Source organism: Hymenobacter sp. HDW8, assembly GCF_011305775.1.
GTDB lineage: Bacteria > Bacteroidota > Bacteroidia > Cytophagales > Hymenobacteraceae > Hymenobacter > Hymenobacter radiodurans.
On record NZ_CP049907.1, the window covers coordinates 441,231 to 468,222 of the forward strand.

General features: G+C 55.4%; 27 protein-coding genes. 15 read left to right on the forward strand and 12 right to left on the reverse strand.

Annotated features, from left to right (window positions below; genetic code table 11):
- The first annotated feature begins 43 nt into the window (after positions 1-43).
- From hisA to G7064_RS01935, 6 genes are all read left to right on the forward strand, one after another.
- The gene (gene hisA, locus G7064_RS01910; protein ID WP_166072215.1) at positions 44-760 is read left to right on the forward strand and encodes a 1-(5-phosphoribosyl)-5-[(5-phosphoribosylamino)methylideneamino]imidazole-4-carboxamide isomerase; all 717 of its coding nucleotides are present in this window, start codon (positions 44-46) and stop codon (positions 758-760) included.
- A gap of 27 nt (positions 761-787) precedes the next feature.
- On the forward strand, positions 788-1,546 hold the full coding sequence (hisF, locus tag G7064_RS01915; protein ID WP_133272868.1) for an imidazole glycerol phosphate synthase subunit HisF: 759 nt from the start codon (positions 788-790) through the stop codon (positions 1,544-1,546).
- A 7-nt stretch (positions 1,547-1,553) separates the two neighbouring features.
- Positions 1,554-2,198 carry a bifunctional phosphoribosyl-AMP cyclohydrolase/phosphoribosyl-ATP diphosphatase HisIE gene (gene hisIE / locus G7064_RS01920; protein ID WP_166072216.1) on the forward strand — a complete coding sequence of 215 codons (645 nt, stop codon included), beginning with the start codon at positions 1,554-1,556 and terminating at the stop codon, positions 2,196-2,198.
- Between the two features lie 245 nt (positions 2,199-2,443).
- Positions 2,444-3,223 (forward strand): glycosyltransferase, encoded by a 780-nt coding sequence (locus G7064_RS01925; protein ID WP_166072218.1) that lies wholly within the window; start codon positions 2,444-2,446, stop codon positions 3,221-3,223.
- Between the two features lie 9 nt (positions 3,224-3,232).
- Positions 3,233-3,892, forward strand: coding sequence for a lipid-A-disaccharide synthase N-terminal domain-containing protein (locus tag G7064_RS01930; RefSeq protein WP_133272866.1), 660 nt, complete (start codon positions 3,233-3,235; stop codon positions 3,890-3,892).
- A gap of 215 nt (positions 3,893-4,107) precedes the next feature.
- A complete protein-coding gene (locus tag G7064_RS01935; protein WP_166072219.1) occupies positions 4,108-5,793 on the forward strand; it encodes an ArnT family glycosyltransferase in 1,686 nt (561 codons plus the stop codon).
- A 26-nt stretch (positions 5,794-5,819) separates the two neighbouring features.
- Here G7064_RS01935 and G7064_RS01940 read toward each other — a convergent pair whose 3' ends face one another.
- A complete protein-coding gene (locus G7064_RS01940) occupies positions 5,820-6,644 on the reverse strand; it encodes a phosphatase PAP2 family protein (protein WP_166072220.1) in 825 nt (274 codons plus the stop codon).
- A 314-nt stretch (positions 6,645-6,958) separates the two neighbouring features.
- On the opposite strand from G7064_RS01940, the gene G7064_RS01945 reads away from it, so the two are divergent.
- The 6 genes from G7064_RS01945 to G7064_RS01970 all read left to right on the forward strand — a co-directional run bounded on the left by G7064_RS01945 (position 6,959) and on the right by G7064_RS01970 (position 14,555).
- On the forward strand, positions 6,959-7,474 hold the full coding sequence (locus G7064_RS01945; protein WP_166072221.1) for a hypothetical protein: 516 nt from the start codon (positions 6,959-6,961) through the stop codon (positions 7,472-7,474).
- A 102-nt stretch (positions 7,475-7,576) separates the two neighbouring features.
- Positions 7,577-8,104: a hypothetical protein gene (locus tag G7064_RS01950; protein ID WP_166072222.1), complete on the forward strand. Its 528-nt coding sequence runs from the start codon at positions 7,577-7,579 to the stop codon at positions 8,102-8,104.
- A gap of 9 nt (positions 8,105-8,113) precedes the next feature.
- On the forward strand, positions 8,114-8,920 hold the full coding sequence (locus G7064_RS01955) for a hypothetical protein (protein WP_166072223.1): 807 nt from the start codon (positions 8,114-8,116) through the stop codon (positions 8,918-8,920).
- 113 nt (positions 8,921-9,033) lie between these two features.
- A complete protein-coding gene (locus tag G7064_RS01960) occupies positions 9,034-10,077 on the forward strand; it encodes a sensor histidine kinase (RefSeq protein WP_240935662.1) in 1,044 nt (347 codons plus the stop codon).
- A 129-nt stretch (positions 10,078-10,206) separates the two neighbouring features.
- The gene (locus tag G7064_RS01965; protein WP_240935663.1) at positions 10,207-11,289 is read left to right on the forward strand and encodes a YitT family protein; all 1,083 of its coding nucleotides are present in this window, start codon (positions 10,207-10,209) and stop codon (positions 11,287-11,289) included.
- A 62-nt stretch (positions 11,290-11,351) separates the two neighbouring features.
- Complete coding sequence (locus G7064_RS01970) at positions 11,352-14,555, forward strand: cyclic nucleotide-binding domain-containing protein (protein ID WP_166072225.1); 3,204 nt, start codon at positions 11,352-11,354, stop codon at positions 14,553-14,555.
- Here G7064_RS01970 and G7064_RS01975 read toward each other — a convergent pair.
- On the reverse strand, positions 14,552-15,538 hold the full coding sequence (locus tag G7064_RS01975) for a GDP-mannose 4,6-dehydratase (protein WP_166072226.1): 987 nt from the start codon (positions 15,536-15,538) through the stop codon (positions 14,552-14,554). The genes G7064_RS01970 and G7064_RS01975 overlap by 4 nt on opposite strands.
- A gap of 110 nt (positions 15,539-15,648) precedes the next feature.
- On the reverse strand, positions 15,649-15,792 hold the full coding sequence (locus G7064_RS01980) for a hypothetical protein (protein ID WP_166072227.1): 144 nt from the start codon (positions 15,790-15,792) through the stop codon (positions 15,649-15,651).
- A gap of 65 nt (positions 15,793-15,857) precedes the next feature.
- On the opposite strand from G7064_RS01980, the gene G7064_RS01985 reads away from it, so the two are divergent.
- A complete protein-coding gene (locus G7064_RS01985; RefSeq protein WP_166072228.1) occupies positions 15,858-16,553 on the forward strand; it encodes a glycerophosphodiester phosphodiesterase in 696 nt (231 codons plus the stop codon).
- 30 nt (positions 16,554-16,583) lie between these two features.
- Here the strand turns inward: G7064_RS01985 and G7064_RS01990 are convergent, their stop codons facing one another.
- From G7064_RS01990 to G7064_RS02020, 8 genes are all read right to left on the reverse strand, one after another.
- Positions 16,584-16,796, reverse strand: a complete 213-nt coding sequence (locus G7064_RS01990; RefSeq protein WP_166072229.1) for a hypothetical protein — start codon at positions 16,794-16,796, stop codon at positions 16,584-16,586.
- 148 nt (positions 16,797-16,944) lie between these two features.
- Positions 16,945-17,991 (reverse strand): hypothetical protein, encoded by a 1,047-nt coding sequence (locus G7064_RS01995; RefSeq protein WP_166072230.1) that lies wholly within the window; start codon positions 17,989-17,991, stop codon positions 16,945-16,947.
- A gap of 832 nt (positions 17,992-18,823) precedes the next feature.
- Positions 18,824-19,966 carry a tetratricopeptide repeat protein gene (locus G7064_RS02000; protein WP_133272853.1) on the reverse strand — a complete coding sequence of 381 codons (1,143 nt, stop codon included), beginning with the start codon at positions 19,964-19,966 and terminating at the stop codon, positions 18,824-18,826.
- A 178-nt stretch (positions 19,967-20,144) separates the two neighbouring features.
- Entirely contained in the window at positions 20,145-22,700 is a 2,556-nt protein-coding gene (gyrA, locus tag G7064_RS02005) for a DNA gyrase subunit A (protein WP_166072231.1), read from the reverse strand.
- Positions 22,701-22,817: 117 nt separating this feature from the next.
- Positions 22,818-23,063: a hypothetical protein gene (locus tag G7064_RS02010; RefSeq protein ID WP_166072232.1), complete on the reverse strand. Its 246-nt coding sequence runs from the start codon at positions 23,061-23,063 to the stop codon at positions 22,818-22,820.
- Between the two features lie 74 nt (positions 23,064-23,137).
- Positions 23,138-23,458 carry an HD domain-containing protein gene (locus G7064_RS22100; RefSeq protein WP_240935664.1) on the reverse strand — a complete coding sequence of 107 codons (321 nt, stop codon included), beginning with the start codon at positions 23,456-23,458 and terminating at the stop codon, positions 23,138-23,140.
- Positions 23,413-23,817, reverse strand: a complete 405-nt coding sequence (locus G7064_RS22105) for an HD domain-containing protein (RefSeq protein ID WP_240935665.1) — start codon at positions 23,815-23,817, stop codon at positions 23,413-23,415. Before G7064_RS22105 ends, G7064_RS22100 begins: the two co-directional genes overlap by 46 nt.
- 50 nt (positions 23,818-23,867) lie before the next feature.
- The gene (locus G7064_RS02020) at positions 23,868-24,626 is read right to left on the reverse strand and encodes a glycosyltransferase family 2 protein (protein ID WP_166072234.1); all 759 of its coding nucleotides are present in this window, start codon (positions 24,624-24,626) and stop codon (positions 23,868-23,870) included.
- 122 nt (positions 24,627-24,748) lie between these two features.
- On the opposite strand from G7064_RS02020, the gene G7064_RS02025 reads away from it, so the two are divergent.
- On the forward strand, positions 24,749-25,048 hold the full coding sequence (locus G7064_RS02025; RefSeq protein WP_133272849.1) for a hypothetical protein: 300 nt from the start codon (positions 24,749-24,751) through the stop codon (positions 25,046-25,048).
- Between the two features lie 85 nt (positions 25,049-25,133).
- Positions 25,134-26,006, forward strand: coding sequence for a DUF1571 domain-containing protein (locus tag G7064_RS02030; RefSeq protein ID WP_166072235.1), 873 nt, complete (start codon positions 25,134-25,136; stop codon positions 26,004-26,006).
- 103 nt (positions 26,007-26,109) lie between these two features.
- Here the strand turns inward: G7064_RS02030 and G7064_RS02035 are convergent, their stop codons facing one another.
- A complete protein-coding gene (locus G7064_RS02035) occupies positions 26,110-26,982 on the reverse strand; it encodes an SDR family oxidoreductase (RefSeq protein WP_166072236.1) in 873 nt (290 codons plus the stop codon).
- Positions 26,983-26,992: the final 10 nt, after the last annotated feature.

Consider the following 26,992-nt stretch of genomic DNA (forward strand, 5'->3'; position numbering starts at 1 on the left):
ACGCAGACATATGAACCCGGCGCTTACTTATACCCCATCGCTTATGCATATTATCCCCGCCATCGACCTCATTAATGGGCAGTGCGTCCGCCTTACCGAAGGCGACTTCGCTCAGCAAACCACCTACGACGCCGATCCGCTGGCCGTGGCGCAGCGCTTCGAGCAGCAGGGCGTGCGCCGGCTGCACCTGGTGGATCTGGATGGGGCGCGGGCGCGGCATCCGGTTAATCTGCCGGTGCTGGAGAAAATTGCGCGCCAAACCCAGCTGCACGTCGACTTCGGTGGTGGGCTGCAAAGCGAACAATCAGTCCGGCAGGCCTTCGATGCGGGCGCGGCGCAGATTACGGCCGGCAGCATTGCCGTCCGCGAGCCCGGCGTGGTGCAGCGCTGGCTGACCACCTTCGGGGCCGATAAAATTATTGTGGGGGCTGATTTCCGCCATAATCACATTGCCATCAACGCCTGGGCCGACCAGTCGGAGTGGACGCTGAGCGCGTTTATCGGTGAATACCTAGAGGCCGGCGCCACCACCTTTATCTGCACCGATGTGAGCAAGGATGGCAAGCTGCAAGGCCCCTCGCTGCCTATGTACCAGGAGCTACGCCAGCAATATCCGCAGGCCCAGCTCGTGGCCAGCGGCGGCGTAACCACCATGCAGGACGTGGAGGCGCTGGCCAGTATTGGGATGCACGGCGCCATAATCGGCAAAGCGTTGTACGAAGGTACCATCACGCTAGAGCAACTACAGGCTTTGCTGTAGTTTTTTCTTTACAAAAAAAGCCCCCCAATGCTTACCAAACGAATTATTCCCTGCCTCGACGTGAAAGACGGCCGCACCGTGAAAGGCGTGCGTTTCGAGGGCCTGCGCGACGCCGGCGACCCGGTGGCCCTGGCTTCCCGCTACGCCCGTGAGGGCGCCGATGAGCTGGTGTTCCTTGATATTACTGCTACCAACCAGAAGCGCGCCACCCTGGTAGCGCTGGTGCGCGACGTGGCCCGCGAGCTGGATATTCCCTTTACCGTAGGCGGCGGTATCGGCACCGTGGCCGACGTAGAAGCTTTACTCATGAACGGGGCCGATAAAGTCAGCATCAACTCCGCCGCCCTGCACCGCCCTGAATTGATCGACGAGCTAGCCCGCCGCTTTGGTTCCCAGTGCATCGTGGTAGCCGCCGACGCCCGTTTTCACGAGCCCGAAGGCTGGCAGATCTACACCCGCGCCGGCACCCACAACACCGGCCGCGACGCCGTGCAGTGGTGCCGGGAAGCCGCTGAACGTGGCGCCGGCGAAATTCTGCTCACCAGCATGAGTAACGACGGCACCAAGGATGGCTTTGCGCTGGACATTACCGGCGCCGTGAGCCGGGCCGTATCTGTGCCGGTGGTGGCGTCGGGCGGCGCGGGCAGCAAGCAGCACTTCACGGAAGTATTTCAAACTGCCCATGCCGACGCGGGCCTGGCGGCCAGCATTTTTCACTTCGGCGAAATCGGCATTCGCGAATTGAAAGAACACTTGCGCCAGGATGGGATTCCGGTGCGACTATAAATCAGATATGACATTCGATTTCGCTAAAATGCCCGATGGGTTAATTCCCGCCGTGGTGCAGGACGACCAGACGGGCCAGGTGCTGATGCTGGGCTACGTGAACCAGGAGGCGCTAGCCAAAACCCAACAGGAGGGCCGCGTGACCTTTTTCTCGCGCTCCAAAAACCGCCTCTGGACCAAGGGCGAAACCTCCGGCAACTTCCTCACCGTAGTAAGTCTGCACCCCGACTGCGACGGCGACGCGGTCCTCATCCGCGCCCGCCCCGACGGGCCCACTTGCCACCGCGGCACCACCAGCTGCTTCGAGCAACCCGACCAAACGGCCCTTCCCGCCGCCCCGGTCGGGTTCCTGGCCGAGCTGGAGCGCCTGGTGCAGCGCCGCCGCGACTTCCCCGAGGAAGACCCTAAGTCGTACACAGCCTCGCTGTTTCGCAAAGGCATGCCCAAAATCGCCCAGAAAGTAGGCGAGGAAGCCGTAGAAACGGTAATTGACGCCGTGGGGGGCAATTTTGAAGGCTTGAAAGGCGAAGCCGCCGACTTGCTCTACCATCTGCTGGTGCTGCTGGCCGCTTCGGGCCTCACGCTGGACGATGTAGTAGCTGTACTACGCGAGCGGCACAGCACGATCTCGGCGGGAGTACGGCGGGAGTAAGGCTTTACATTTAATGATAAGTCGGTCTCCATTATAAGGCGGTCATGCGGAGCGCAGCGAAGCATCTCGCGTGTTGAACGTTGAGTTACTACTGCAACGACCCCGAGCGAGATGCTTCGCTGCGCTCTGCATGACGGTCTCTATGTTAGAAGCACTTTGGGGGGCTTTTTCACGCTCCTTATCCTTACTGACAAGCCGCTGGCGCTAAATCCTTTTTACCTTGCGCCCCGCTTATCTGCTTTTCTATGTCTGCTGCCCCCTCCGCTTACCTCGCCACCCAGTCGCTTACAGTGCTAGTTCCCGTGTATAACGAGGAAGAAAGCCTGCCGCAATTTGTGGTGGAGATGGATAAATTTCTGGCCCAAACGCCTGTCGCGACCACCGTCTTATTTGTCAACGACGGCTCCACGGATGGTTCCCTGGCCCTGCTGCGCGATATCTGCCGCGCAGGTACTCCATACGAGTTCATTAGTCTGGCCCAAAACCGCGGCCTGAGCACGGCCATCAAAGCCGGCATCGACCACTGCCGCACGACGCTCATCGGCTACATCGACAGCGACATTCAAACCACGCCGCTCGACTTTCTGACCTTCTTTGAGTTTCTACCCGAGTACGACATGGTAAATGGCATCCGAGCCAAGCGCCAGGACACGTTGGTCAAAAAACTGTCCTCGAAGGTAGCCAATACCGTGCGGCGCACCCTCATCAACGACGGCATTCAGGATACGGGCTGCCCACTCAAAATCATCAAAATCGAGTTTGCCCGCCGGGTGCCGCTCTTCCACGGTATGCACCGCTTTCTGGGGGCGCTGGTGCAATTGCAGGGAGGCAAGGTGAAGCAGCTGCCCGTGCGCCACTTTCCGCGCTTCGCCGGCACGGCCAAATACAACCTCTGGAATCGCGCCTGGAAGCCCCTAGTCGATACCTTCGGCTTCCGCTGGATCAGGAGCCGCTGGCTGAACTACGCCATTGGGGAGGAGCAGCGCCAGCAGCAGGCCCCAGCCGGGCGCACCCTCGAAGGCTAGCCCCAAGGCATGAAGACCGAAATCGTCGCGTACGGGGTGGGGCTAATTGCCCAACTGCTGTTTTCGAGCCGTATTATTCTGCAATGGATTCAGAGCGAGCGGGCCAAACGCGTGCTGGTGCCGGTGCTATTCTGGCAAATCAGCCTGGTGTCGTCGTTTCTGATGATTCTCTACGGCATGCTCCGCCACGACCCGATTATTCTGGCAGCCCAGCTTATCAGCTACGCCATCTATATCCGCAACTTGCAGCTGCTGGGCGAGTGGGGTAAGCTCCACGGCGCGTTTCGGGTGGGGGCATATGCGTTTCCCTTAGCAGCTATTGCCTGGTTTGTGTCCGGCACTGCTTATTTTAGCCTGCAAACCATGCTCGCTAACCGCATTCCGGGTGGCGTGTTGGCGCTGGGCGCGGTGGGACAAACCATTTTTCTGCTGCGCTTCGTGTATCAGTGGCTGTATTCCGAACGCAAGGGTGAATCGGTGCTGCCGCTGGGTTTCTGGCTCGTCAGCCTCATTGGCTCGGCGCTTATTCTGGCTTACGCCGTGCTGCGCCGCCCCATTGATTACGTCCTGATTCTGGGCAACGTGCCAGGCATTATCGTGTACGCCCGCAACGTGGTGCTGCTGCGCCGGGAAATCAAGGGGCTGCGGGTAGAGGAAATTGAGAAGTGAGCCCGAGCGTCCAAGGCCACGTTTATACAGCCAAAAAGCCCCCCAGATATTTCCGGGGGGCTTTTTTGTCAGCCATGATCAGAATCCATAGACATTTTTCTTTCCGGATAGTTAATTACCAGCTAGCAAAACGAGGTGAATGTGCAGCTTCGTGGTTGTTGCCAAGAGCTGCGCTATTCTCATTATAATCACACAGTATCTTAAGCTGATCATCTGTGCCTGAATCAACGCTACCAGTCAAACGCAGCACGCTCGGCCGATTGGCGTCCGTGCTGCTGGTCTGCATATTTAGCTTTTTTGTTCACGTAGGCGCCCCGGAAGTTAGTCTGATGGAAGCCCGCAATTTTGTGGCTGCCCGCGAAATGGTAGCCGGCGGCTCCTGGCTGATTCCTACCCTGAACCATGAGTTGCGGTTGGCCAAGCCCCCACTGCCCACCTGGGCCGTAGCGGCTACGCAGCAACTAGTAGGCCCCACCAACGATTTGGCTTTGCTTCGACTTCCGGCCGCTGTGATGGCTACGCTGCTGGTCCTGATGTTCTGGGGCCTGGCCCGCGAGCTAACGCGCGATGCGGCTTTTGATACCGATAATCCCGGCCGCACGGCCTGGTTGAGTGCGCTGGTTTTGGCCAGTAGCCTGCTGGTAATTGTGAGTGGCCGGGAAGGGCAGTGGGATATTTTTGCGTACGGGTTCGTCGTGGGGGCGCTGTGGCTGCTGGTGCGGGGCTGGCGGGGCGCCGGCCAAGGCTATGGCACCTTCAGTGGAGCCGGACTGCTGCTGGGTTTTTCAATGCTGAGCAAAGGTCCCGTGGCCTTGTATGGAGCGCTATTGCCATTTGTGGCGTGCTATCTTTCTCGGCTAAATCTGGAAACGCGCGGGGGAGTGCGCGGGCATTGGCGCGGCACCTTGCTGGCCGGGATGGTGGCGCTGGTGGTGGGCGGCAGCTGGCCGCTGTATATTCTGTATCATGTGCGCCGGGCAGCCTTGGCGGTAGCTCAAACAGAGGTGACGGCCTGGAGCGAGCGACATGTCCAGCCGCTGTGGTATTACTCATCTTTTTTTGTCTTTACCGGCGTGTGGGTGGTGGCTACAGTGGCCGCCCTAGCGGTGCCCTACGCGAAGCGGCGTCTGGGGGTCTTTTTGCCGTATGGATTGGTGCTGGGCTGGCTGCTAGCCGCTCTGGTACTTCTTAGTCTGGTACCCGAAAAAAAAGTGAGGTATATGCTGCCCTTGCTGCCCCCGTTGGCGTTGCTGACTGCCGGAGCCCTGCGCTACTGGGAAACGACCTTCCGCTATCAGCAGGCCACCCGCTCTGACCATCTGCTGCTGCGCTTTTGGGCGGGCCTGCTGGCCGTGATTTGTCTGGCCGTGCCGGGAGCAATGCTGGTTATCAATCTGCCGGGCTTTGGGCCGAATACGCTGCGGTTTGACGTGGTTGTGCTCGTCCTGGGTAGCTTGGGCATTATAGCTGTGCGCGCAGCCTGGCACAGTCGCCGGCCGGAGCTACTCATGGCCGCATCGCTGACGCTCATGGCCGCCGTCCTGAGTATTCTGCAGCCAGCGTATCCTGTTTGGGAGGAACGGCACGGGGAGCGGGGCCTGCGCCAGCTAAGCATGGCCCGGCGGCAGCCCGCTATCCAGCAGGTGCCCTGGTATAGCCTCGATACAATGCAGGTAAAGCAGGTATGGGCTGCCGGCCAGGCGGTACCTACCTGGAACCCCGCCACCGATTCGCTCCCGCTGCAACAGCTCCCCATCGCCGTCTTTTCCAACTCGCTGCCCTACACCAAAATTCCGGCCCGCTGGCGCCGCCACTTGCAAATTAAAGTTGTAGACGGGTACTACCTGGGGCGCGAGCGAAAGAAAGGACACTGGTTTATTTCCATTCTACGCCCCCTGTAGCTGTGCCATTCTGAGGTTACTTCTGGCTACTGAGGGCGCCAGATAAAGCATATCCCCGTAGCGCCCCCGTACAGGGTCGGCGTCAGGGTCATGCCTTTCGGGAGGCGCGGCTGCCGACCCCAGCGGTTGCGGTGGGTCAGGTAGGCGAGGTGGGCGGAGAGAATGCCGAAGCCAGCCCCGGCCACCACGTCGCTCTGCCAGTGCTTGGTGTTAATCATGCGTAGCGCCCCCACGCCCGTGGCAATGGTATACGCCCCAATGCCGTACCACTGACTTTTGTCGCGAAACTCCGTGTGCACGATGCTGGCGGCCAGAAAGGCCTGAGCCGTGTGGCCGGAGGGAAACGATTCGTTGTCAGATCCATCGGGGCGGGGCCGGCGGGTAATGTACTTTAGGGCGTAAACAGAGGTAAGCATAATCGCCTCCGCTTTGACAATAACCAGCAGCGTGTTTATCCGGTCGCTACGCGACTCCACGCCGGCCAGCGCCACGAGGCCCAGCTCCGCGTAGGGGGCCAACAGGAGATAATCGTCGAGGGAGGTGCGGTAAGTAGGAAACAGCTTGTGGATGTCACGGTTGGCCTGTTCATTGGTATAAAAACCGCCACCCTTATGGGTATAAAAACCGTAGCCAATCATCACGGCTGGCACAATGGTGGCGCGCACCAGCTTGCCCTGATACCAGGGTTTCTTGACGGCCGAAGCCTGGGCGGGCGTTTCGTACTTACGGAGAGTATCGGCGGGCGCGGTTGGCGTAATCTGGGCCTGCACCGGAGCTGCCGTGCCCAGCGCCAATAGCAGCCCAACGGTGCGAACGCGCCAGGAATGAGCAAGGGTAAAAGTAGATACCATAGGGTGCGGCTAGCTACCTACAGGCGCAGGCAGTTCTCTGAAAATCAAGCAAGGCGGCCGGTTACCTACCGGCCCATGCTGCCATTACTCACTTTTCAAGGCCACAGTTGTAAAGAAGCGCATCCCTCATCCTCGTTCCTGCCTTATTGGTGTGTCAAGGTAATTAGCCAGACTTATGCCTGCGGATATATTATTTAAAGATATTTTATTACTATTATACGTCTATATAAGGTACAGACACAGAGGTGATATTCCCGCTACCATTCTGTCTTTCCTTATTGGGTAGAGTTTCAGCGTACCTAAGCTTACTGCATATGAAACTGATGTCAGGTCTTTACGCAATGGGCGTGGCCGCGCTGCTGGCCCCTGGGGGGCTTTTTGGATGCAGTAATTCCTCTGCTAGTCAGGCGGCGGCACAGTTGGCCGTGCCGGTGCACTTCGCCTTTCATAGGGCAGAAACTCCCGCGGCCAAGAAACCCAAGCCGGGTCGCAAGCCCAAAACCAAAGCTGATTACGATAATGCCATTGCATCCGTAAAGAAATACAGAGAAAACCACCCGTCCGGTGGCCTGCACAATGGTTATATCAGTAAGCAGCTAGTGAAAGACCTGCTGGCCAACGGCAAATGCGAGGGCCTGCGCATGTACCTCGCCGACAGCGCGGGGCAGGAAAGAATGGTGGTGATAGGGGTGGATAAGGATGGCGCTGACTTAGTCAATCCGATCAATCTGGAGGAGCAATCGGGGCTGAGAACCCAGGGCAAATATCTGTTCGGGATAAGCGAAGACAAATGCCCCGAGAACTGCGTAGGAGCCGCCTTATATCAATAAGTAGCTTAGCCAATGCCTGTAGGCAGTAAGGCCAACAGCACGCCCAGCATCGGCTTTGTTTCAGCAGCCATTTATTTCACTTTTCACCAAACCTTACCTTGTATGAAAATTTATACGAATCTGCGTTGGACTGGCTGTGTACTTCTCCTGTTCGCCGGGGGGCTTTTTGGGTGTGAAAACAAGTCTAAGCCCACAACGCCGGGCTCGCAGAATGCGGTAGGGGGAACCCAGACCGAACAAGCGGAGGTGGATTCAACGATGAGTATCACGGATCCTGCGTTTGATCCGAACGCTGGCAAGCTCATAACAGATCCAGCTAAACGTAAAGAGGCCATTGAGGATGTGAAGCGCTACAAAAAAGATTATCCCCAAAATGTCTCAAGCAATTATTTTAGCAGAGCACTCGTAGACTCGCTCTTGAAAGATCCCCGGGTTGTAGGTATCCGGGTTTATCGTAGCCAGGAGAAGAACAGGGGGCGATTAAAAGTTGTTGTAACCGGCGTGGACAAAACAGGCAAGGAGATACCCCTCAACAAGGAAACCTCACCGGGCGTGTTTGATACTGACTACAAAATTGGAGAAAGTTATGAGAGATGTCCTACTAACTGCGGAACCTTTGATCAGAATTAGGTAACGCGAATGGATGCTTGGGTTGTCGTTCATGTGATGAATCGGGTACTGGAGGCGGCACCGATCGTGCCGTTTGCCAGTGCCTGTTTGCGGCGGCAGCACATTCCGTATCGCTTCCGGTTGGTATTTTACTACGTGGCCGCCAAAGTGGTGCTGTTTCCCATGGATACGATCAGCCGCATTTCCATTCGCAACAACATCTACCTTTTTCACCTGTCCACGGTGCTGATGGTAGTGCTGCTGGCGGGCACCTATCAGCGCCTCTTACCCGCCGGGCGGGTGCAGCAGATTATCCGCCTCTGCATCGGCGTGTTTCTGGGTGTGGCTCTGCTGGATGCCACTTTCTTTAATGGTCTACTTACGGATGTAAACAGCTACGCCCAAGCCCTAGGCTGCACCATTCTGGTGACGCTCGCCATTATCCATGTGGTGTATCTGACCCGCAGCTCGCCTTTCGAGCTGGAAAAGCAGCCGGAGTTCTTTTTCAGCGTCGGTATCCTGGTGTACTGCTCGTGCTCCGTAGTGACGTACGGGGCCATCAATGTCATCTACAGCGCTGATTACGACGTGGCCACCACCATTCGCCTGGATACGCTTCTCAGCAGTCCTGATACGTTTTTAGCCGCTGTGCAAATGGGCTTATTTGCCTGGATGTTCCGCTTCTTTCCTATTAGTGTGCCCGCGCGCCGCGCCCTGCCGCGGTGGCTGCACTATAGTAGCTGGGAGCAGCGGCCGTATCGTTTGCTGGGGCAGCCGCTTTCGGCCTTTAGGTCAGCTGTCTCGCATCCGCAGCCCTCCCCGGCAGCTCAGCCTTGAGGCTCCCGATGGGGCTGCACTTCAGAATAGAGTGGGGGCTTTTTTGGCCCCAAGTTGCGTATATTAGTTTGCTGGTTACGTCTTTATCTTTCTCAGCTCCGCTGGCTCTCGCCATGCCCGACGTCCTGATTCCCTTTCTGCTCGTTGGCCCCATCCTGCTGCTGCTGGCCCTGGGCATCGTGACCATTCTAATTCGGGAGCAGCGGCGGCGCCTGGTGCAGGAGCAGGAAAAGCAGCTGCTGCTGGCCCAGCAGAATGAGCAGCTGGAGCAGCAGGTGGCGGCGCGCACCTCCGAGATAATTGCCCAGCGCAACGATCTGGAGCAGGCCCTGGCCGACCTGCGAACCACCCAAAGCCAGCTGGTGCAGCGGGAGAAAATGGCCTCGCTGGGCGAGCTGACCGCCGGCATTGCCCACGAGATGCAGAACCCGCTGAACTTCGTCACCAACTTCTCCGACCTCAGCGTTGATTTGGTTGCCGAATTGGAGGAGGAACTCGCCAAAGAACAGCTCTCGGAGAAAGGCCAGCACAGTATTCAGCAGCTCTTGCAGGAACTGATTCAGAACCAAAGCCGCATTCACCAGCACGGCCACCGGGCCGACCGCATTGTGAAAAGCATGCTGGAGCACTCCCGGGCCAACAGTACCCAGCGGCAGGCTACTAACATCAACACCTTGGTGGAGGAAAGCTTGCGCCTGGCGTATCATGGCTGGCGGGCGAAGAACAAGGATTCCAACGCCACGCTCCTCACCGAACTCGACCCCAGCCTGAAGCCCGTATTAGTGCTCCCCCAGGACCTGAGCCGGGTGTTTCTGAATCTGCTGACCAATGCTTTCTACGCCGTGGCGGAAAAGAGCCGGCAAGCGCCGCCCGGCTATTGCCCGGAGGTATGCGTACAAACCCGACAAGTGGGCAATACGGTGCAAGTGCGGGTGCGCGACAACGGGAACGGGATTCCAGCGACGGTGCGCGAGAAAATATATCAGCCCTTTTTCACTACCAAACCCACGGGGGAGGGCACCGGCTTGGGCCTCTCGCTCAGCTACGATATCATCACCAAAGGCCACGGTGGCACCCTTTCCGTGGACAGCAAGGAGGGAGAGTACACGGAATTTACCATTTCTCTGCCGCTCGACCCTAAAAACCGGTTGGCTTAGCTGAAGTATTATTTTGCGATTTATTTAAATTAATTCGATATTTTCGAGTAGTGCCCCTTAGTCTAGGCAGACTGGAAATGGGCACCGAATCAGATTCCGTTCTTCGGTGTCGGTCCAAGCCTTGCGCTCGTGACTGGCGTTTTTGCATTTGCCCGGCAGCGGCTCCTGACCAGCTGGCCGCCGGAACCTATATCGGTAGTGAACATCTGGCTTTTGCTGGCGGCAATGTTGCTCGATCACCTGATTCCTTCTCGCTTTCGCACCAAGCGCTATGCGCAGCAAGTGGTCGCGGCTCCCGTAGACGAGGCGGCCACTGCGTCGGCCAACTATAATGTGTTCTATGCCCTGTCGCAGCGCTGGGTGCGCCGCACGATCGTGCAAACCTTGCTGCTGCTGGCGGGCGTTTTTTCGGCGGCGCTGGGCTTGAAAGGCTTTCTGTTGCCCAACGAATTCATTGACGGCGGCGTCACGGGTATTTCGCTGCTGGTAAGGCACCTGACCGGCATGTCCTTGTCGGTGCTGATTCTGGTTATCAATATTCCCTTTATAATCCTGGGCTACTATCAGTTGGGGCGAAAGTTCGCGCTTAAAACCCTGCTGACGATTATGGCCCTGTCCGGGGCGCTGCTGATTGTTTCCTTTCCCAGCGTCACGGATGATAAGCTGCTGATTGCGGTGTTTGGCGGATTTTTTCTCGGGGCGGGCATTGGCCTGGCCATGCGGGGCGGCGGCGTGCTCGATGGTACTGAAATTCTGGCGCTTTACCTCAGCCGCAAGCTGCCGCTGTCTATTGGAGATATCGTGCTGATTATCAATATTATCATCTTCGGCGTGGCGGCGTGGCTGCTGTCCATTGAAACCGCTTTATACTCCATCCTGGCCTACTTGTCGGCGGCCAAAACCGTGGACTTTATCCTGGTAGGAATTGAGGAGTACACCGGCCTGACGATTATTTCCTTCCATAGCACTGAAATCCGGCAGATGATAACCGACAAGTTGCGCCGGGGTGCTACCGTGTTTGAAGTCACCCAGGGCTACGGCTCGCACGGGCATCAGCACCTAAAGGTAGAAGCCATTTTTACGGTCGTTACGCGTCTGGAGGTCGTGGGCCTCACCGATGAGATTCATAAAATCGATCCGAACGCTTTTGTGGTCATGCAAAGCATCAGCGACACCAAGGGCGGATTGGTCAAGAAGCGCGCCTTGCACTAAGCGGCCGGCCCTCGAATAGGCCGACAGCGTCCGTTGGGGGGCTTTTTAACGGAAGAATTTGAATGGAAAAGCTAACCCGGTATCTGGGGATACGGCCCGGCGAGACGAAGACGGTTGGGTTGTTTTTTGCGCACAATTTCCTGCTGGGCATCGGCACCATTCTGGTGTACGTGACGGCCAACGTGCTGCTGTTGGAAGAGCATCCGGAGCGCAATCTGCCCCTGGCGTATTGCGTGGGGGCGCTAGCCATGATGGCCGTAGGCAAGCTGTACGCGCACTTTGAACACCACTGGCTGTTGCAGAAGCTGGCCGTCCGGGCCTTGCTGGTGGCCGTAGTGCTCACGCTGGTGCTAGCGCTGCTGCTCCTGCTGGGGCCGTCCGTCACAACGGCAGTAGCCATCATGACGGGCTACCGCCTCATTTATCTGCTCACCAACCTGGAGTTCTGGGGGATGTCGGCCGTGGTTTTTAACGTGCGGCAGGGGCGGCGGCTGTTCAGCATCATCAGCGCCGGCGATATGCCCGCCAAAGCCGTCGGGGCCGTGCTGGCCGTCGTTGTGCACGCCTATAATGAGCTCTACGTGCTCTTGTTGACCGCCTGCGGGGCTTATATACTGGCCTCCTTGATTCAGCGGGCTACGTTTCAGACGCGGGTAGTGGAGGCTCGGCCGGGGGCGCCGAGGGTAGCGCGGCCGGTGCAGTCGGCGCTGGTACGCCAAGTATTTGGGGCCAGCCCTCTGATTCATGCCATGGGCCTGAGTTTGACTGCCATTGCCGCGGTAGCGGTGGGCGTGGAGTATATATTCTTTGTGAATGTGAAGTATAAGCTCCAGGATCAGACCACGATTCTGCAGTACGTGGGGGGCGTTTTAGCGCTTACGTACCTCCTGGCTATGCTCTTTAAGCTGCTTTTCACGCGCCACGGCATCGACCGCCTGGGCGTGCGCTGGACGCTGGCCTTGCTGCCGATGACGGCTCTGGCGGGTGTTCTACTGTTTGGGGCTTTGGAGCTGGCTGCTGTCGGTCCTGCCATGTTGCTGGTGTATTTTGGGGGGCTTTATCTGACGCTGGAAGTGCTGCGCCGGGCCTTGTTCGAGCCGGTGTTCCTAGTTCTCTTTCAACCCCTCACGCCCTTAGAGCGCCTAGAAGGGCACACCTTAGCCAAAGGCTTCTATGAGCCGCTGGGGTTGGGGCTGGGGGGCTTATTGCTGCTGGGCCTGCACGACTCGCCAGCGCTGAACCAGTGGGTGCCGTTTGTGTGGATGGGGCTGCTATTGTTGGGCGCTGTTTTTCTATTGCAGCGTACCTACTGGAAATACCTCGATGAGTTGAAAGACGCGCTGGGCTTGCGGTTTGAGGCCAACCCAGCGCCAAATTTGCCCCCCAGTGGCTCTACTGTAACAGATGCGGAAGAAGCCGATAATAGTGTAGAGGAAGCCTTGCAGGCAATTGAGGATCTGCTCAAAGCCGGATCCGGCACTTTGGTACAACACGCCTCGGCCTTGCTTTCGCATACCGATAGTCGGGTGCGTACGCGTGTGCTAAGTCTGGTGGGCCATCAGGCCGATGCGAGCCTACTGCGGCGCCTGGCGCTCGACGACCCCGATCCGAAGCTGCGCGAAACCGCCAGCACCCTGGCCGGTGGCCACCCCGAGGCCAATGACTTACTGCATCATCCGGATACCGTGGTGCGGAGGGGAGCTCTGCGGGGCCGGCTGGCACAAGCGCCCGACGACGTGCAGGCCAGGCAAAGTCTCAGCAGTATTCTGGCTTCTTCCGATACCAACTCCCGCATCATGGCCCTGGGACTCATCCGTTTTTTGGCTCCCGAGCAACAAAGCGAACTGTTGATAACCTGCCTGCATAGCCCGGCGCCGGAGGTAGTGCAGGCCGCCGTAACCGCCGCCGCGGAGGCGACCAATCCGACCCTTACTGATGAGCTGCTGCGCTTGCTGCGCAACAAGACGGTAAGACATTCGGTGGCCAACAGCCTAGTCGGACTAGGAGCTGCGGCCTTGCCCCAGATCAAGGAAGTATTGACGAAGGAATCAGATGGGCACTACCTGCATTTGCTGGCGCAGGTGTGTGCCCGGTTGGCTACCCCGGAAGCCCGGCAAGTGTTGGTGGAGGTAGCGCAGACGTCCAATCTGCACGCGCGCGCCGCCGCATTACGGGCCCTGAGCAGTTATCCCACAGTGCCTGCCGATGCGCCTATGTTTCAGCGGCTGGTGGAGAAGGAAATGCGCTTGGCCCAGCAAGTCCTGCATGGTATGAGCAGTGCCAATGCGGAGCTACGCTCGGCCTTACGCTACGAGCTCAAGAAAGGACAACAGCGCTTATTCTGGCTGCTGATGCAAATTTATGAGCGCCAGCATATTCTGGACGCGCAGCGCGGCGTAGCCCACTCGGCGGGCGAACGGCAGGCCAATGCGCTGGAAATTTTGGACAACCTAATTCCCCGGCCGCTTTATCAGGGCCTGCAAGCGTTGCTCGATACCGGACGGTTGCGGGATAAGGTACAAACCTTCGATAGCTTATTAGGCCCGCTGAGTTCCGCGGAGCCTATTCAAACCTCCATCGTGCGGCGCGGTTCTGCCTCTTTTTCAGCCTGGACGATTAGCGTGGCGCTACTGCAATGGCATTCAAGTCCGCAAACGGTACTGTATTTACATCCACACCTGCTGTCAGCCAATGTTCTGATTCAGGAGAGTGCCATGGCCATACTCCGGCAGCTGCCCCAGCAGCGTCCCGCCGCTTTCGATCAACTGATTTCTGTGTATCCGGATTCCCATCAACTGCTTATGAACACGCCGCACGCTTCCGCTTCCTCGGTTTCGGCGCGGGAGCGCGTACTATTGTTGAAAGGCACCGCGCTCTTCGCCGAAACGCCCGAGAACGTTCTGGGTACCATTGTGCCGATTATGAAGGAAGTCTCTTTTCAGGCTGATCAGGAGATTTTTGTCAAAGGAACCCTGGGCAACTCCCTGTTTATTGTAAGCGAGGGAGAAGTCGGAATCTTCGATGGGCCGCTTCAACTGACGACTTTCCGGAAGGGTGATTTCTTTGGCGAGTTAGCCTTGCTGGACGCTGAAGCCCGCTCGGCCACGGCCGTTGCGCTGAGTCCCGTCGTGGCCTTTCGCATCGATCAGGAGGACTTCTACGATGTGATGGAAGAGTGCTCCGAAGTGGCCCGAAACATTATGCGCATCCTCTGCCAACGTCTGCGGCTTCAGAATGAGAAGATGCTGCCCGGCGTGGCTGCTTAGGCCTGTAGCGGTGAGGTGCTGGTCTTCTGCTGCCAGTTGATAAATAGCGTTAAACCCTCTGCCAGGGAGGTCCGGGGGGCGTACCCCAGCAACTCTTGGGCTTTACGGATGTCGGCGTAGGTCACATCTACATCGCCGGCCTGCATGGGCTGGAAGGCTAGCTGGGGGGCAATTCCTACGGCGTCACCGACTGCCTGAATCAACTCTAGCAGTGGTATCGGGTGGCTGTTGCCCAGATTGATAGTATTGAAGCCGATGGGCTGGGATACTAAATACGCTACGCCCCGCGCGATGCCATCCACGGTATCGCCCACGAAGGTGTAGTCGCGAGCCGTGGTGCCGTCGCCAAACACCGGGATGGGCTCACCTGCCCGCAGCAGGCGCACAAATTTATGAATAGCCAGATCGGGGCGTTGGCGGGGGCCAAATACCGTAAAGAAACGGGCATTCAGCACGCTCAGGCCATAGAGGTGGTGGTAGGTATAGGTCAGCTGCTCGCCGGCTAGCTTTGAGGCAGCATACGGCGAGATGCAGGCTTGCAGCAGGTCCTGATCTTCCCGGAAGGGCCGTTGGGGAGAGTTGCCGTACACGGAGGACGACGAGGCGAAAAATAATTTCCCGACGCCTTGCAGCCGCATCCATTCCAGCAGGTGGGTAGTACCCAGCACATTGTTCTCCAGATAGGCCGCCGGTTCACGCACCGATGGCCCCACGCCGGCTTTGGCCGCCAGGTGCACCACTATGTCGATTGGTGTATCCGCCAGGGCACGGGTCAGGGCTTCGGTGCCGGCGCGCAGGTCGAACTCGAGAAAGTGAAAGTCGGAGTGCTGAAAAAAGCCCCCCATATTGTCCTGCTTCAGGCGGCGGTCATAAAAGGGGTCGAAGTTATCGAGGCCAACAACTTGGTAGCCATCAGCTAACAGCCGTTCACAAAGGTGGGACCCAATAAAGCCGGCGCAACCCGTAACCAGAACCGAAGGCATAAGCAAAGAGGTAAAAAAGCAGGAAAGCGAGGCTAAAGGTAGAATGAATTATGCAGTTCAGACTAGCTAGGAAGCCAGCATAAACTGCGAACTTGCGAGCTATGCGTCTATCAAACCGAGCCCACCGGATAGGAGGGAGTATACTGCTTTTGGCTGGCATACTGGGTGCCAGCCGCTTGATCTGGGAAGCCAATGCCTCCGTGCCCGGCCCCATTACGAACCGTCATGGTGGTCATATTCAGGTAATTGGTCACGCTGGCTCCGGGTTTTTTACTCCGCTCAATCCTTTCAATCCCTTGCCCCCAGCAGCCTGGCAGGTGTGGAGAAGGCTCTTGCACAGGGCGCTGATGGTGTGGAGATTGATGTGCAGTTAAGTCAGGATAGCATACCAATGCTATACCATGATCCTACGCTTACTTCCATGACTACTGGCAGCGGCTGCGTTAGTCAACAGCCCGCGGCGGCCTTGGTAAAGCTCCCGTACCGGGGTGGGTGGGGCTACGATCTGTTTCAGAGCGAGCGACTCATAACACTCGAAACCCTGTTAGCACGCGTAGCGCGCTATCCACGGTATCCGTATCTGCATCTCGACCTGCACGAGCATGATGTCTGTGGCGGCGAGTATACCCGCTCACCCGCTTTGGTTCGAGCCCTCGCGGCTTCGATTCGCCGTTACAAAGTACCCCCGGAGCGTTTGCTCATTCTTACAACCTATCAACCCACGCTGCGCCAACTCAAGCAGGAACTCCCGCAGGTACCGCTGGGCCTGGAAGTTACGAAAGGCGAAAACCTCAGCGACGGATTGGCTGCCGCCAGGGCCATCGGGGTGCAGGCCATCGTCATTCCCAAAGCGATGGCAACGCCTGAGCAGGTGGCGCAGGTGCAGGCAGCAGACTTCGATGCCGTGCTGTTTGGTGGGCGTTCGGCCGGCTCCATACGGCGTTTAGTAGCCGCCCACCCCGATGCCATTGAAGTGGATAACGTTCCTCAACTGCTGCGCACGCTCCAACGATAGGGTGCGGGTGCAGCAATTGAGTACACGTAGTTAAGGATTGGTCGTCGCCAAGGAGTCGGGAGACGATGGGCGGGCGGTGGGGGGCATTTCTGAGCGAGGCGTCATGCGCTCGCTTTCCAATAATTTTTGAAGGCTGTCATTCTGGCTTTTAAGTCGGTCGTTCTCCCGTTGCACTGCCTGAGTGCTGTCTGAAGGGGTAGAAGTCGAGGTTTGTTGTGGCTCGCAGGCAACCAGTAAAGTCAAGCTTAAAAACGAAAAGAGTATGCGGGATTTGAAAATCGTCATCAGGAGGGAAAATGAAAAGCAGAAGATTATTAATTAACATAATTAATATATAGAGTGATGGGCAGCCATTTATGTATGACTGCCAATAGGGCAGAAGTTGCCAAGATTACCCAGCCAACTGCTTCCTAATCTTTTCCAACAATATCCGGACGATTTCTACATCATCCAGATCTTGAATGCTAAACTGTGTATCCATGCCCGGCCCGGTGATATGGATGGAAAATGAGGTTCCCGTAGCTCGAGTAACCGCTGGCGTCTGAGGAGGTCCACTGACTGCCCGTGACAACGTACTATGGCTGGTGACGGTCGGCTTAGGCTCTACGCGGCCAGCCGCACTTGCTACACTAGCTGCCCCTGGCTCATTCTCAAAGGCGAATGGTGTAGGTTCAATCGAGCTGGGGGGCTTTTGTTCTGTTTCTTCCTCTAGATCGTCAGTATCGTCAGTATCTAGTCCAAACAGCGCGGACACGGCATCCTTTGATGCCCCTTTTGGTACAAGACTTCCCTTGGAGTTAATACTATCGGGAGATTGAGATGTAGGTGTGTCTGCTGTTCTGGTTGTAGTGGATGTCCCTGCAGCGACTGATGTATCGGGAGTGCCTGCCGCAGGCCCACGGAATAAGTTCATAGGCATGTCGGTGCTGGCCAGTTCACGTCGCGGAGGTTGTTGGGCGGCTAACTGGTCAATATCAGCTACTACGTTTCGTTCATCCAATACGCCAACCATTCGAGCCCCTTCCACAAAAGCCTTTGCTACATTCTGGGCATTAATCTCTTCAACACCGAATTCTCTGATTAGCATTACATCAAGCATATGTACCGGCAGTTCTCGACTCCGAAACTTTCGGCAGATCTGCGTGAACAACGGTGGATGTAAAAACGCCTCCCGATGAAATACTTTCTCCTCTTGTTTATCATAGGCGTGCTTAATGCGCCGAAACAAGTTAGTAGTAGTAAGCAACTCCCGCTTACTGGTTATGAGCCCAAACTTGACAGCGGATCCTATAATAGCCTTGAAAGACCCACTTACTTTTCTGTTAAGCTTGCGTGCGCATGTATCAATAGCACACTTACCACCAGTGTCATCGACTACTTCAGCTACTTCCCAAGCACTCAGATAGCTAGTGCGAGGATAATCAATGGTCTTGGGCATATAATATGATGGTATATATAGTGTGAGTACAAGTATAAACAATTTAAGTATATAAGAGTAGTATAAAGTATAAAAAAGTAAAACTATTAACTACTTTTTTATACTATTTTATACTTATATGGGTTATTTATATAAACTCAACTAATTATCTACTATAAACTACTTTTAAATAATACCATCTCAATATAAGGCCCGGGCGGCGGGTGGAAGCGATAAGTAGGGGGGATACAGTAGCTTTAGAAGCTGTATAATCGATTTACCGGCACTAGGTGACAGTTATTTCCCTATAACTTCGAACTACTTGTCAAGGGCCCTAAAACAGATTGAATCTGCAGGGTTCTCTCAAATCATTGTAAAGTCTATGTATAATAACTATTCTGTCAACCGCAATCTTATCTAGGTCAAAGCCTAATTTATCACACAGAATATCTTAAGATGCTTCAGTTACTTGCCGTGGCCTAGTCTGATATGATTTACTGATGCACAAATTATTTGACTTTTTGGCTCCCTATAATCAAGCTCGCTCGTAGTATTGATCAATTATGAAGCATCGACTGAGAGTATTACTCACATAGTTATTGGATAAGGCCCCAGCAAGCGCAGATTCTTTCAGAGCCGGATAATTCGCAGCACTCGCTGATTGTTAATGCAGCTGCTGTGAGTTAAGATTCCGAAGCCTATAGAGAGCATAGATCTGGGCCCCAAACCATCATTATACTTTTGTCTTATAATTTATATTATGTTAAGTAGTGTTTTCAAAAAGCAGCCCGGGCACTAATCTGATACCCGGGCTGCTAAATTTTACTCCCCCATTGCTGGCGGCCTGTGTGGTTTATTTCTTCAGTGTCTCAAGCTTCGCATTCATTTTCTCAGCATCAGCATTTCGCCCTAAGCGAACATAAACTTTCTGCAAAGACGAAATGGTAGCACGATCATCGGGCTGCAGTTGCAAAGCCTTTTCAAAATGTGGTAACGCCTGCTCAAAGTATTTTTTGCCATCGGCTTCCAGCTTCTTACCCGATTTCTGGTAGCTCGCCATGTCCATCTTGCTGGCCTTCGTGAAATTCTCAGCAGCCTTATTATAGTTGTAAACGCCCATATTAAATTGAGCATCAAAGTTGTCAGGATTCACCTCAACTGCCTTGCGATATGCGGCTAACGCTTGTTCTGGCTGTTTATTCTGGTCCAGAATTGAGCCTTTCACGGCGTACAGGTTCGAGTTCGTTGGATCAGCGGCAATAGCGCGGTCGATTTTGTCAAGGGCTTCTTTACCACGGCCGGCAGCCAGGTACATGTTTAGCTCTTCCAGCATGAATGCCTTGTTGTTCGGATATGCCTGCAATGCCTGCTGAACCACTTTCATAGCCTCAGCATCATTCTTCTCCTCGCGAGCAATTTGCAACAGGCGGCCATACATCTGTGGCGACTTGTAGTTCATCGCCTGCAGCTTAGCATAGGTACTCTTTGCCGTAGCAAAGTCCTGCTTAGCTTCGGCCGCATATGCTGCATAGAGGTATGCGGTTGTGTCTTGAGGACGAATCTGCTGAGCCATCTGGTACGACTTAATGGCTTCGTCGAAGTTCTTACCATTATAGCTTTCAACGCCGGCATTGAGGGCCAATCCGTACAGGTTATCCATTTTGGCAACGGCCTGCTTGCCGAATTCTCCGTCCTTGCCGTCCAGCTCAATTGCCTTCTGATAGGATTCGAAGGCAACTTTGGCCCCCTCACCCGGTGCTAAGGCTTTACCGTAGATCGGGCTGGCAGCCATGCCGTCGTACACTTCACCCCGCGTAAACCAGGTTTTAGCCTTGGTAGAGGTCTTTGGATTTTGAACAGCCTTATCGATTTCGGTACGAGCCTTATCAAGGGTACCCTGACGTTGGAAGAGAATGGCGTTGGTAACGGCCGAGTTCTGAGCCGATGCAGTGTGGAGTGTCGCTGCAGCAACCAGGGTCAAAAGAATCTTCTTCATAAAGATGAAACTCAGGAATTAGGGTGAAAGAAAGGAATTGCTGGCCAAACGCGGAAAATATGTACTTGGTTCAGCGAAAGGTTGTAAGTAAGGTGGTTGAAAAACAAAAATGGCTGAAAAAAGACAGTAACGACAGAAAAACCATCATTACTATCAATTTTCAGCCATTAAAATATGCTTAGTTATCGCTAAGCTGCTCAGAATCAGTTAATGTAGCCAAATCAGCAGAGGCATCTACGTTAAGCGGTTGTACCTCGCCATCTTCGCCAACACCATTCAGAATCTCTTCTTTCTCCTCCGCTGCTACTTTAGCAACAGATGATATTTCATCACCAGCGCTGATTTTGAGCAGCCGTACGCCCTGCGTGGCCCGACCAATTATCCGCAGATCGGCCACCCGCAAGCGAATAATGATACCTGACTTGTTGATAATCATCAAATCGTCGGTATCGTTTACGTCCTTGATAGCTACGAGTGCACCAGTTTTATCCGTCACCTTCATGGCCTGAACACCCTTACCACCGCGGTTGGTGATGCGATATTCTTCCAACTCAGAACGCTTGCCGTAGCCGTTTTCGGATACAACCAACAATTCCTGAGATGGATCGGATACGCACACCATACCAACGACCCGGTCATTCGCATTAGCCAACGTGATACCGCGTACACCGGCAGCGTTGCGGCCCATTGACCGCACTTTACCTTCAGGGAAGCGAACAGCTCTACCGGAACGCAACGCAACAACAATTTCGCTGCTGCCCGTGGTCAGCTGCACATCCAGCAAACGGTCACCTTCATTAATGGTGATGGCGTTGATACCAGCCGTGCGAGGACGCGAATAAGCTTCCAATGGAGTCTTCTTCACGGTTCCTTGCTCAGTGCAGAACATCAGGAAGGTGTTCTCCAGATAATCCGGGTCGCGCAGACCCCTCACGTTCAGCACGGAGCGCACCGAATCTTCGCGGGGAATCTCAATCAGATTCTGAATGGGACGCCCTTTGGCGTTCTTCCCTCCTTCTGGCACTTCGTATACTTTCAGCCAAAATACGCGACCCAGCTCTGTGAAGAACAAGAGGTATTCGTGGGTGGTTGCTACGAAGAGATTTGACGTAAAGTCGTCTTGCTTGGAGGCCGCGCCGCGGGAGCCAACGCCACCCCGACCCTGTGCCCGATACTCGTCAAGGGCAGTACGCTTGATGTAGCCTTCGTTGGAGATAGTGATTACCATGCTCTCGTCGGCAATCATATCCTCCATGCTGAAGTCGCCACCAGCATACTCAATCGTGGTCCGGCGCTTATCGCCGTAACGCTCGCGAATGTCCAGCAGCTCGTCTTTGATGATTTGACGCTGCAACTCATCCGACGCCAATACTGCCTTCAGGTGGTCGATGAGTTTCATCAGCTCATCATATTCCTGAACAATTTTGTCGCGCTCCAGGCCCGTAAGGCGCTGCAGACGCATATCCAGAATAGCACGGGCTTGTATTTCGCTCAGTTTAAAGCGTTCGATGAGTTGAGCCCGAGCTACTTCGCCGTCGCGGGATCCACGAATCAGCGCGATTACCTCGTCCAGATGATCCAAGGCAATAAGCAGACCCTCAAGAATGTGGGCGCGCTTCTGTGCTTCGGCCAACTCATAGCGAGTCCGACGTACCACTACATCAGCCCGGTGCTCAACAAAGTAATGAATCAGTTCTTTCAGATTCAGCGTCATCGGGCGGCCTTTTACCAGGCACACGTTATTGACACCGAAGCTGCTCTGTAGCTGGGTATAGCGGTACAGGTTGTTGAGCACCACATTGGGCATGGCATCGCGCTTCAAATCGTACACGATGCGCAGACCGTCGCGGTCCGACTCATCCCGTAGATCCGAAATGCCTTCGATACGCTTCTCGTTGATCAGAGCAGCTGTTTTCTCAATCATCGACGCCTTATTCACCATATAGGGAATCTCGGTAACGATGATCTGCTCCTTGCCGCTGGGCAGGGTTTCGAAGTGAGCTTTAGCCCGCATTACCACCCGGCCCCGGCCAGTTTCGAAGGCTTGCTTTACGCCTTCGTAGCCGTAAATAATGCCCCCCGTAGGGAAGTCAGGCGCTGTCACGTGCTCCATCAGCTCCGCAATGGTAATCTCGGAGTTGTCGAGGTAGGCAATAATGCCGCTAACCACTTCCGTCAGGTTGTGGGGCGCCATGTTGGTGGCCATACCCACGGCAATACCCGTTGTGCCATTTACCAGCAGGTTTGGGAACTTGGCAGGCATTACCGAAGGCTCTTCCAGAGAGTCATCAAAGTTGGGCTGGAAGTCAACCGTTTCTTTGTCCAAGTCACCCAGGAGTTCATCTGCCAGACGCTTTAACCGAGCCTCCGTGTAACGCATGGCCGCCGGCGAGTCGCCGTCAATGCTACCGAAGTTACCCTGCCCGTCAACCAGCGGATACCGCAGGCTCCATTCCTGGGCCATACGCACCATGGTATCGTATACTGAGGAGTCGCCGTGCGGGTGGTATTTACCCAGCACTTCGCCCACGATACGAGCACTTTTCTTGTAGGATTTATTATAGGATACGCCCAGTTCGCTCATGCCATAAAGCACGCGCCGGTGCACGGGTTTCAAACCGTCGCGCACATCTGGCAGAGCGCGGGATACAATAACCGACATCGAATAGTCGATGTAGGCCCCGCGCATCTCATCTTCAATGTTAATCGGAATGATCTTTTCGCCTTCCGCCATAGAGAAATCTAAGTAAGCCGAAAAAAAGCCCCCTGGGGGGCAATTTCGGCACCAGTGAATGAGTACTTTGTGAAGCCCGCAAGTTACGAAAAAAGGCCCGTTTTGCCTAATTGCAGCCTATTTCAGCGGTTTGCTTTTATCGGCTTTCCGGCGCTTGCTGTTGCCCTCGTTGTGGACCTTGATTTTCTCGCCAATAGCGGGGTTTTGCTTCTTAAAAAAAGGCTGCCCCCGAAACTTCGTACCATCGTGGAAATGCTGCTTACGGGTATGACACGAGACAATCGGACAGGTTCGACACGAGGCCACGGCGACGAACAGGAACATGGCCACTACTAACCGAACATAGAGAAAACGTAGATTCATGCCCTAAAAGTAGCCATCTGCAGCGAGTTACATAATCCCTTATTTACGGTTCAGCTTGCATCTGGTGAAAATTATCACCCTACCGGCGCGCTGGCCTTCACGTCCTCCCCTTCCCATTCGCGCAGAAACTGAGCGAGAAACACCTCCATAAACTGATGCCGCTGCTTGGCTACTACACGCGCCGCAGGGGTATGAAGCCGATCCTGCAAGTGCAGCAGCTTCTCGTAAAAGTGATTGATCGTGGGGGCAGTATTCTGCTTGTAGCTCTCGAACGAGTCGTGAGCGATAGGCGCTACGGCTGGGTCGTGGAGCGGCCGCCCTTTGTGGCCCCCGTAGGCGAAGGCTCGTGCTACCCCAATAGCGCCAATAGCATCGAGGCGGTCGGCATCCTGCACCAATTCCCCTCCGGTGTACTCATGGGGGTAGGCACCCCTACTCCTTTGAAGGATATTTCCCGAATAATGGCCTCCACACGCCCAATCACGGCCTCCACCACGCCCAGGCTGCTTAGCCAAGCGCGCGCCGCTCGTGGCCCGGCTTCCTCATCACCGGCATGAAACTTCCAATCAGCGACGTCGTGCAGTAAGGCACCCAGTTCCGTGACGAACGGATCGGCAGCCGGGGTTTGGGCCGCAAGGGCCTGGCTGGTATGCCACACCCGCTTAATATGAGCCCAATCATGACCGGAGCCTTCATTCAAGAACTTAGCTTCAATATAGTCCGCGGTGCGAGCAACAACCTCTTTAGTATCCAAATGCTGTAGTTAGTCAAAGGTTAACAACAGAAATGCTGTTGCCTGCAAAGTTAATGTCCTGGCTCAACAACCCCCAAGGCCTTGAGTTGGGGGGCATATTTTGCGTAAATCGCTCGTAAGTCTTCTCCATGCTTCTCGCCATCTACCCCTATGCTCACATTGCTGGTATGAAACCGGTGCAAGTGATTGATATGGGGCGAAACCACTGGCAAATGGCCAGCCAGCAGGAACCGGACATATAAGTCCAGATCTTCCGCCATAGGTAACTCCCCATCGTAGCCTCCTACCTGATCAAACAGGCTGCGGCTGTAGCAAACGTTGCCCTGAATAAAATGCTCGGCCCGAAAAATGGCCCCCAGCATGTCTACGGGCGACTCAAAGCGCCAGGCGTAATAATCTTCGTTGGGTAGGTAGCGGCCATCCTGATCAATGCGCAGGAAATCGGCGACAAACCAGGGAGTGTCGGGGTGGCGCTGCACCAAGTCGGCGTAGTGGTAGAGGGTGCGCTGTAGCAGAATATCGTCATCATCGAGAGGCACCAGCCAGGCATCGGGGGGCGTTTCGCGAATAATACGGTTGCGGGCCTCCCCTGCTTTCAAAGGCTCCGGATGGCTCCACGTGCGCAGATTAGGGGTGTCGGCCGCGGCCTGATGCAGCCACTCGTCGGTGCCGTCGGTAGAGCCGTTGTCGTAGATTAGATGGTCAAATGAGAAGTCGAGTGGGGCGCTGATGCTGGCTCGTACGCTGGCCACCGCTTCGGGCAGATACTGGCGGCGGTTGTGGCTGGGAGTAATAACGGAAAAGTGCATGGCTCTCTATTCTGTTTTTTGCGCTAAAAAGTTGCCAGCAACGCTGTAAAACGTCAACTTTCTGCTGGCGCCTGGCGTTCAGCAACGGTAACCTACTGCTTCCTCTCTGTACTCCTGCTTTTATGCCCAAATTCGTCGTTAGCTTGCGGCTACCCGCGTTGTTCACCCAAGAGTTCATGGCGCTCATCCCCTCCCATTGGGCGCTTATTCAGCAGCTCATTGAGGAACACGTTATTGAAACGTATGCTATCAGCGCTGATCGAACTCGTGGTTGGATTACCATAAATGCGGACGATGCGGCGGCAGTACAAGCCGTGGTCGAGCGGTTCCCCCTGTATTCGTTTCTCACAGAAGTTGAAATTGACGAACTCTTTATTTTTGATTCAGCTAAATCGCGTTTCCCTCGCCTCAGTTTGAATTAACTTGTTCAGAATGATAGTTCGCAATCAAAATTACGTGGTATACCCATTTGTATTACCCATTTGCAAAAGCCATTAGCGCTTCGTTATGTCTCTACATCATCGGCTACTAGTGCCTGCTGCCTGTTTGTTAGGCGCTACCCTAATTTTACGGCCGGGTGCGGCACCAGCGGCGGCTCCCACGGAAGGCATGACCACCGAGCAGCTTGTGTTGCGGTTGCGAGCAGCTATTGATAATTTGAAGACGCTGCGCTGCACCGTGCACGCCCAGGAACGCTTGGGGGCCAAATACACCCAGGCTAACTCCACCATGAAATTGGGGTATGCTCCCCTACGGATATTCCTGCGCAATAAGAAAGGGGTAGAAGTCCTCTGGGTAACGGGCCAAAACGACGGCGACGCGTGGGTGTATCCCAATAGCTTTCCGTACGTCACGCTAAGCCTTGATCCTAATGGCACGCTCATGCGCCGCAGTCAGCACCATAGTGTACTGGATGCAGGCTACGGCATGATAGCCGATATTCTGCGCGGCTCAGCCCAGCGCCCGGATCGTTCCTACGAACGGTCGTTTCGTTACGCCGGCGACACGGTGGTGGCGGGCCGGCCCTGCTACCAGCTCCGCTCCGACTTTCCCAAGTTTCGCTACGTGAGCTATACCGCCGGCAAGGGCGAAACGGTAGCCCAAGTGGCCGACAGATTTGGCTGTGGTGAATACCGAATTATGGAGCAAAACGGGGTTGCCGCCGACGCGCCCATTCCGACGGGCAAGGTGCTGCAAGTACCCAATAGCTACGGCTCGCGTACCCTGATTTGCGTAGACAAAAAGCTGTATTTGCCGCTCTTAATCCGCGCGGAAGATGATAAAGGCCTGTTCGAGGAGTTTAAGTTTTTGGATGTAGTGGCCAATCAGCCCATTCCAACTCTGGAGTTCACCAAAGATTTTAAAGATTATAACCTGTAACCCTCCCGTTAACTGAACTCATCCCAACATTCAGCGTACATAAAAAAGCCCCCCGGACGTAATCTGGGGGGCTTTTTTCAGCCAAATCCTTTTGCTGCCGATTTTACCGCCGCATGGCTTTCTCGATTTCGTCCCACATGGGGGCCGGAATCAGCTCCAGCTTATTGAACTCGCCAGCCCCATTTAGCCACTCGCCGCCGTCGATGGTGACAACTTCGCCGTTCATATACGCCGAGAAATCGGATACGAGATAAGCGGCCAGGTTAGCCAGTTCCTGATGATCGCCTACACGCTTGAGCGGCACGGAAGCGGCCGGATCGAGCTTTTTGGCGAGCGGCTCGGGGAATAGACGGCTCCAAGCGCCTTCTGTGGGGAACGGGCCGGGGGCAATGGCGTTGGAGCGAATACCGTATTTGGCCCATTCCACGGCCAAAGAGCGCGTCATGGCCAGCACGCCGGCTTTGGCGGCCGCCGAGGGCACTACGTAGGCCGAGCCTACGGAGGCATAAGTAGTTACAATATTGAGAATGGTGCCGGGCTTTTGATCAGCAATCCAGCGTTTGCCGAAGGCGAGCGTGCAATTGTAGGAGCCGCGTAGCACGATGTCGACAATGACGTCGAAGGCTTTGTGGCTGAGGCGCTCCGTAGGCGAGATAAAGTTGCCGGCGGCGTTATTCAGCAGCACGTCTACGCCCCCAAACTCGTCGATGGTGCGCTGCAGCATATTTTCCACCTCATCGTACTTGCGTACATCGCACTGCACGGCCAACACCTTGCCGCCAGTTTGCTGGCGAAGTTCCGCGGCGGTTTTTTCCAGCACATCCAGCTTGCGGCTACTGATGGTGACATTAGCCCCCAGCTGAAGAAAATACGTGGTCATGGCACGGCCCAGGCCAGTGCCACCACCAGTCACGACAATGGTTTTGCCTTGCAGGGCGTTGTCACGAAGCATGGGTTGGGTGTAGGGAGCAGACATAGATAGAGTT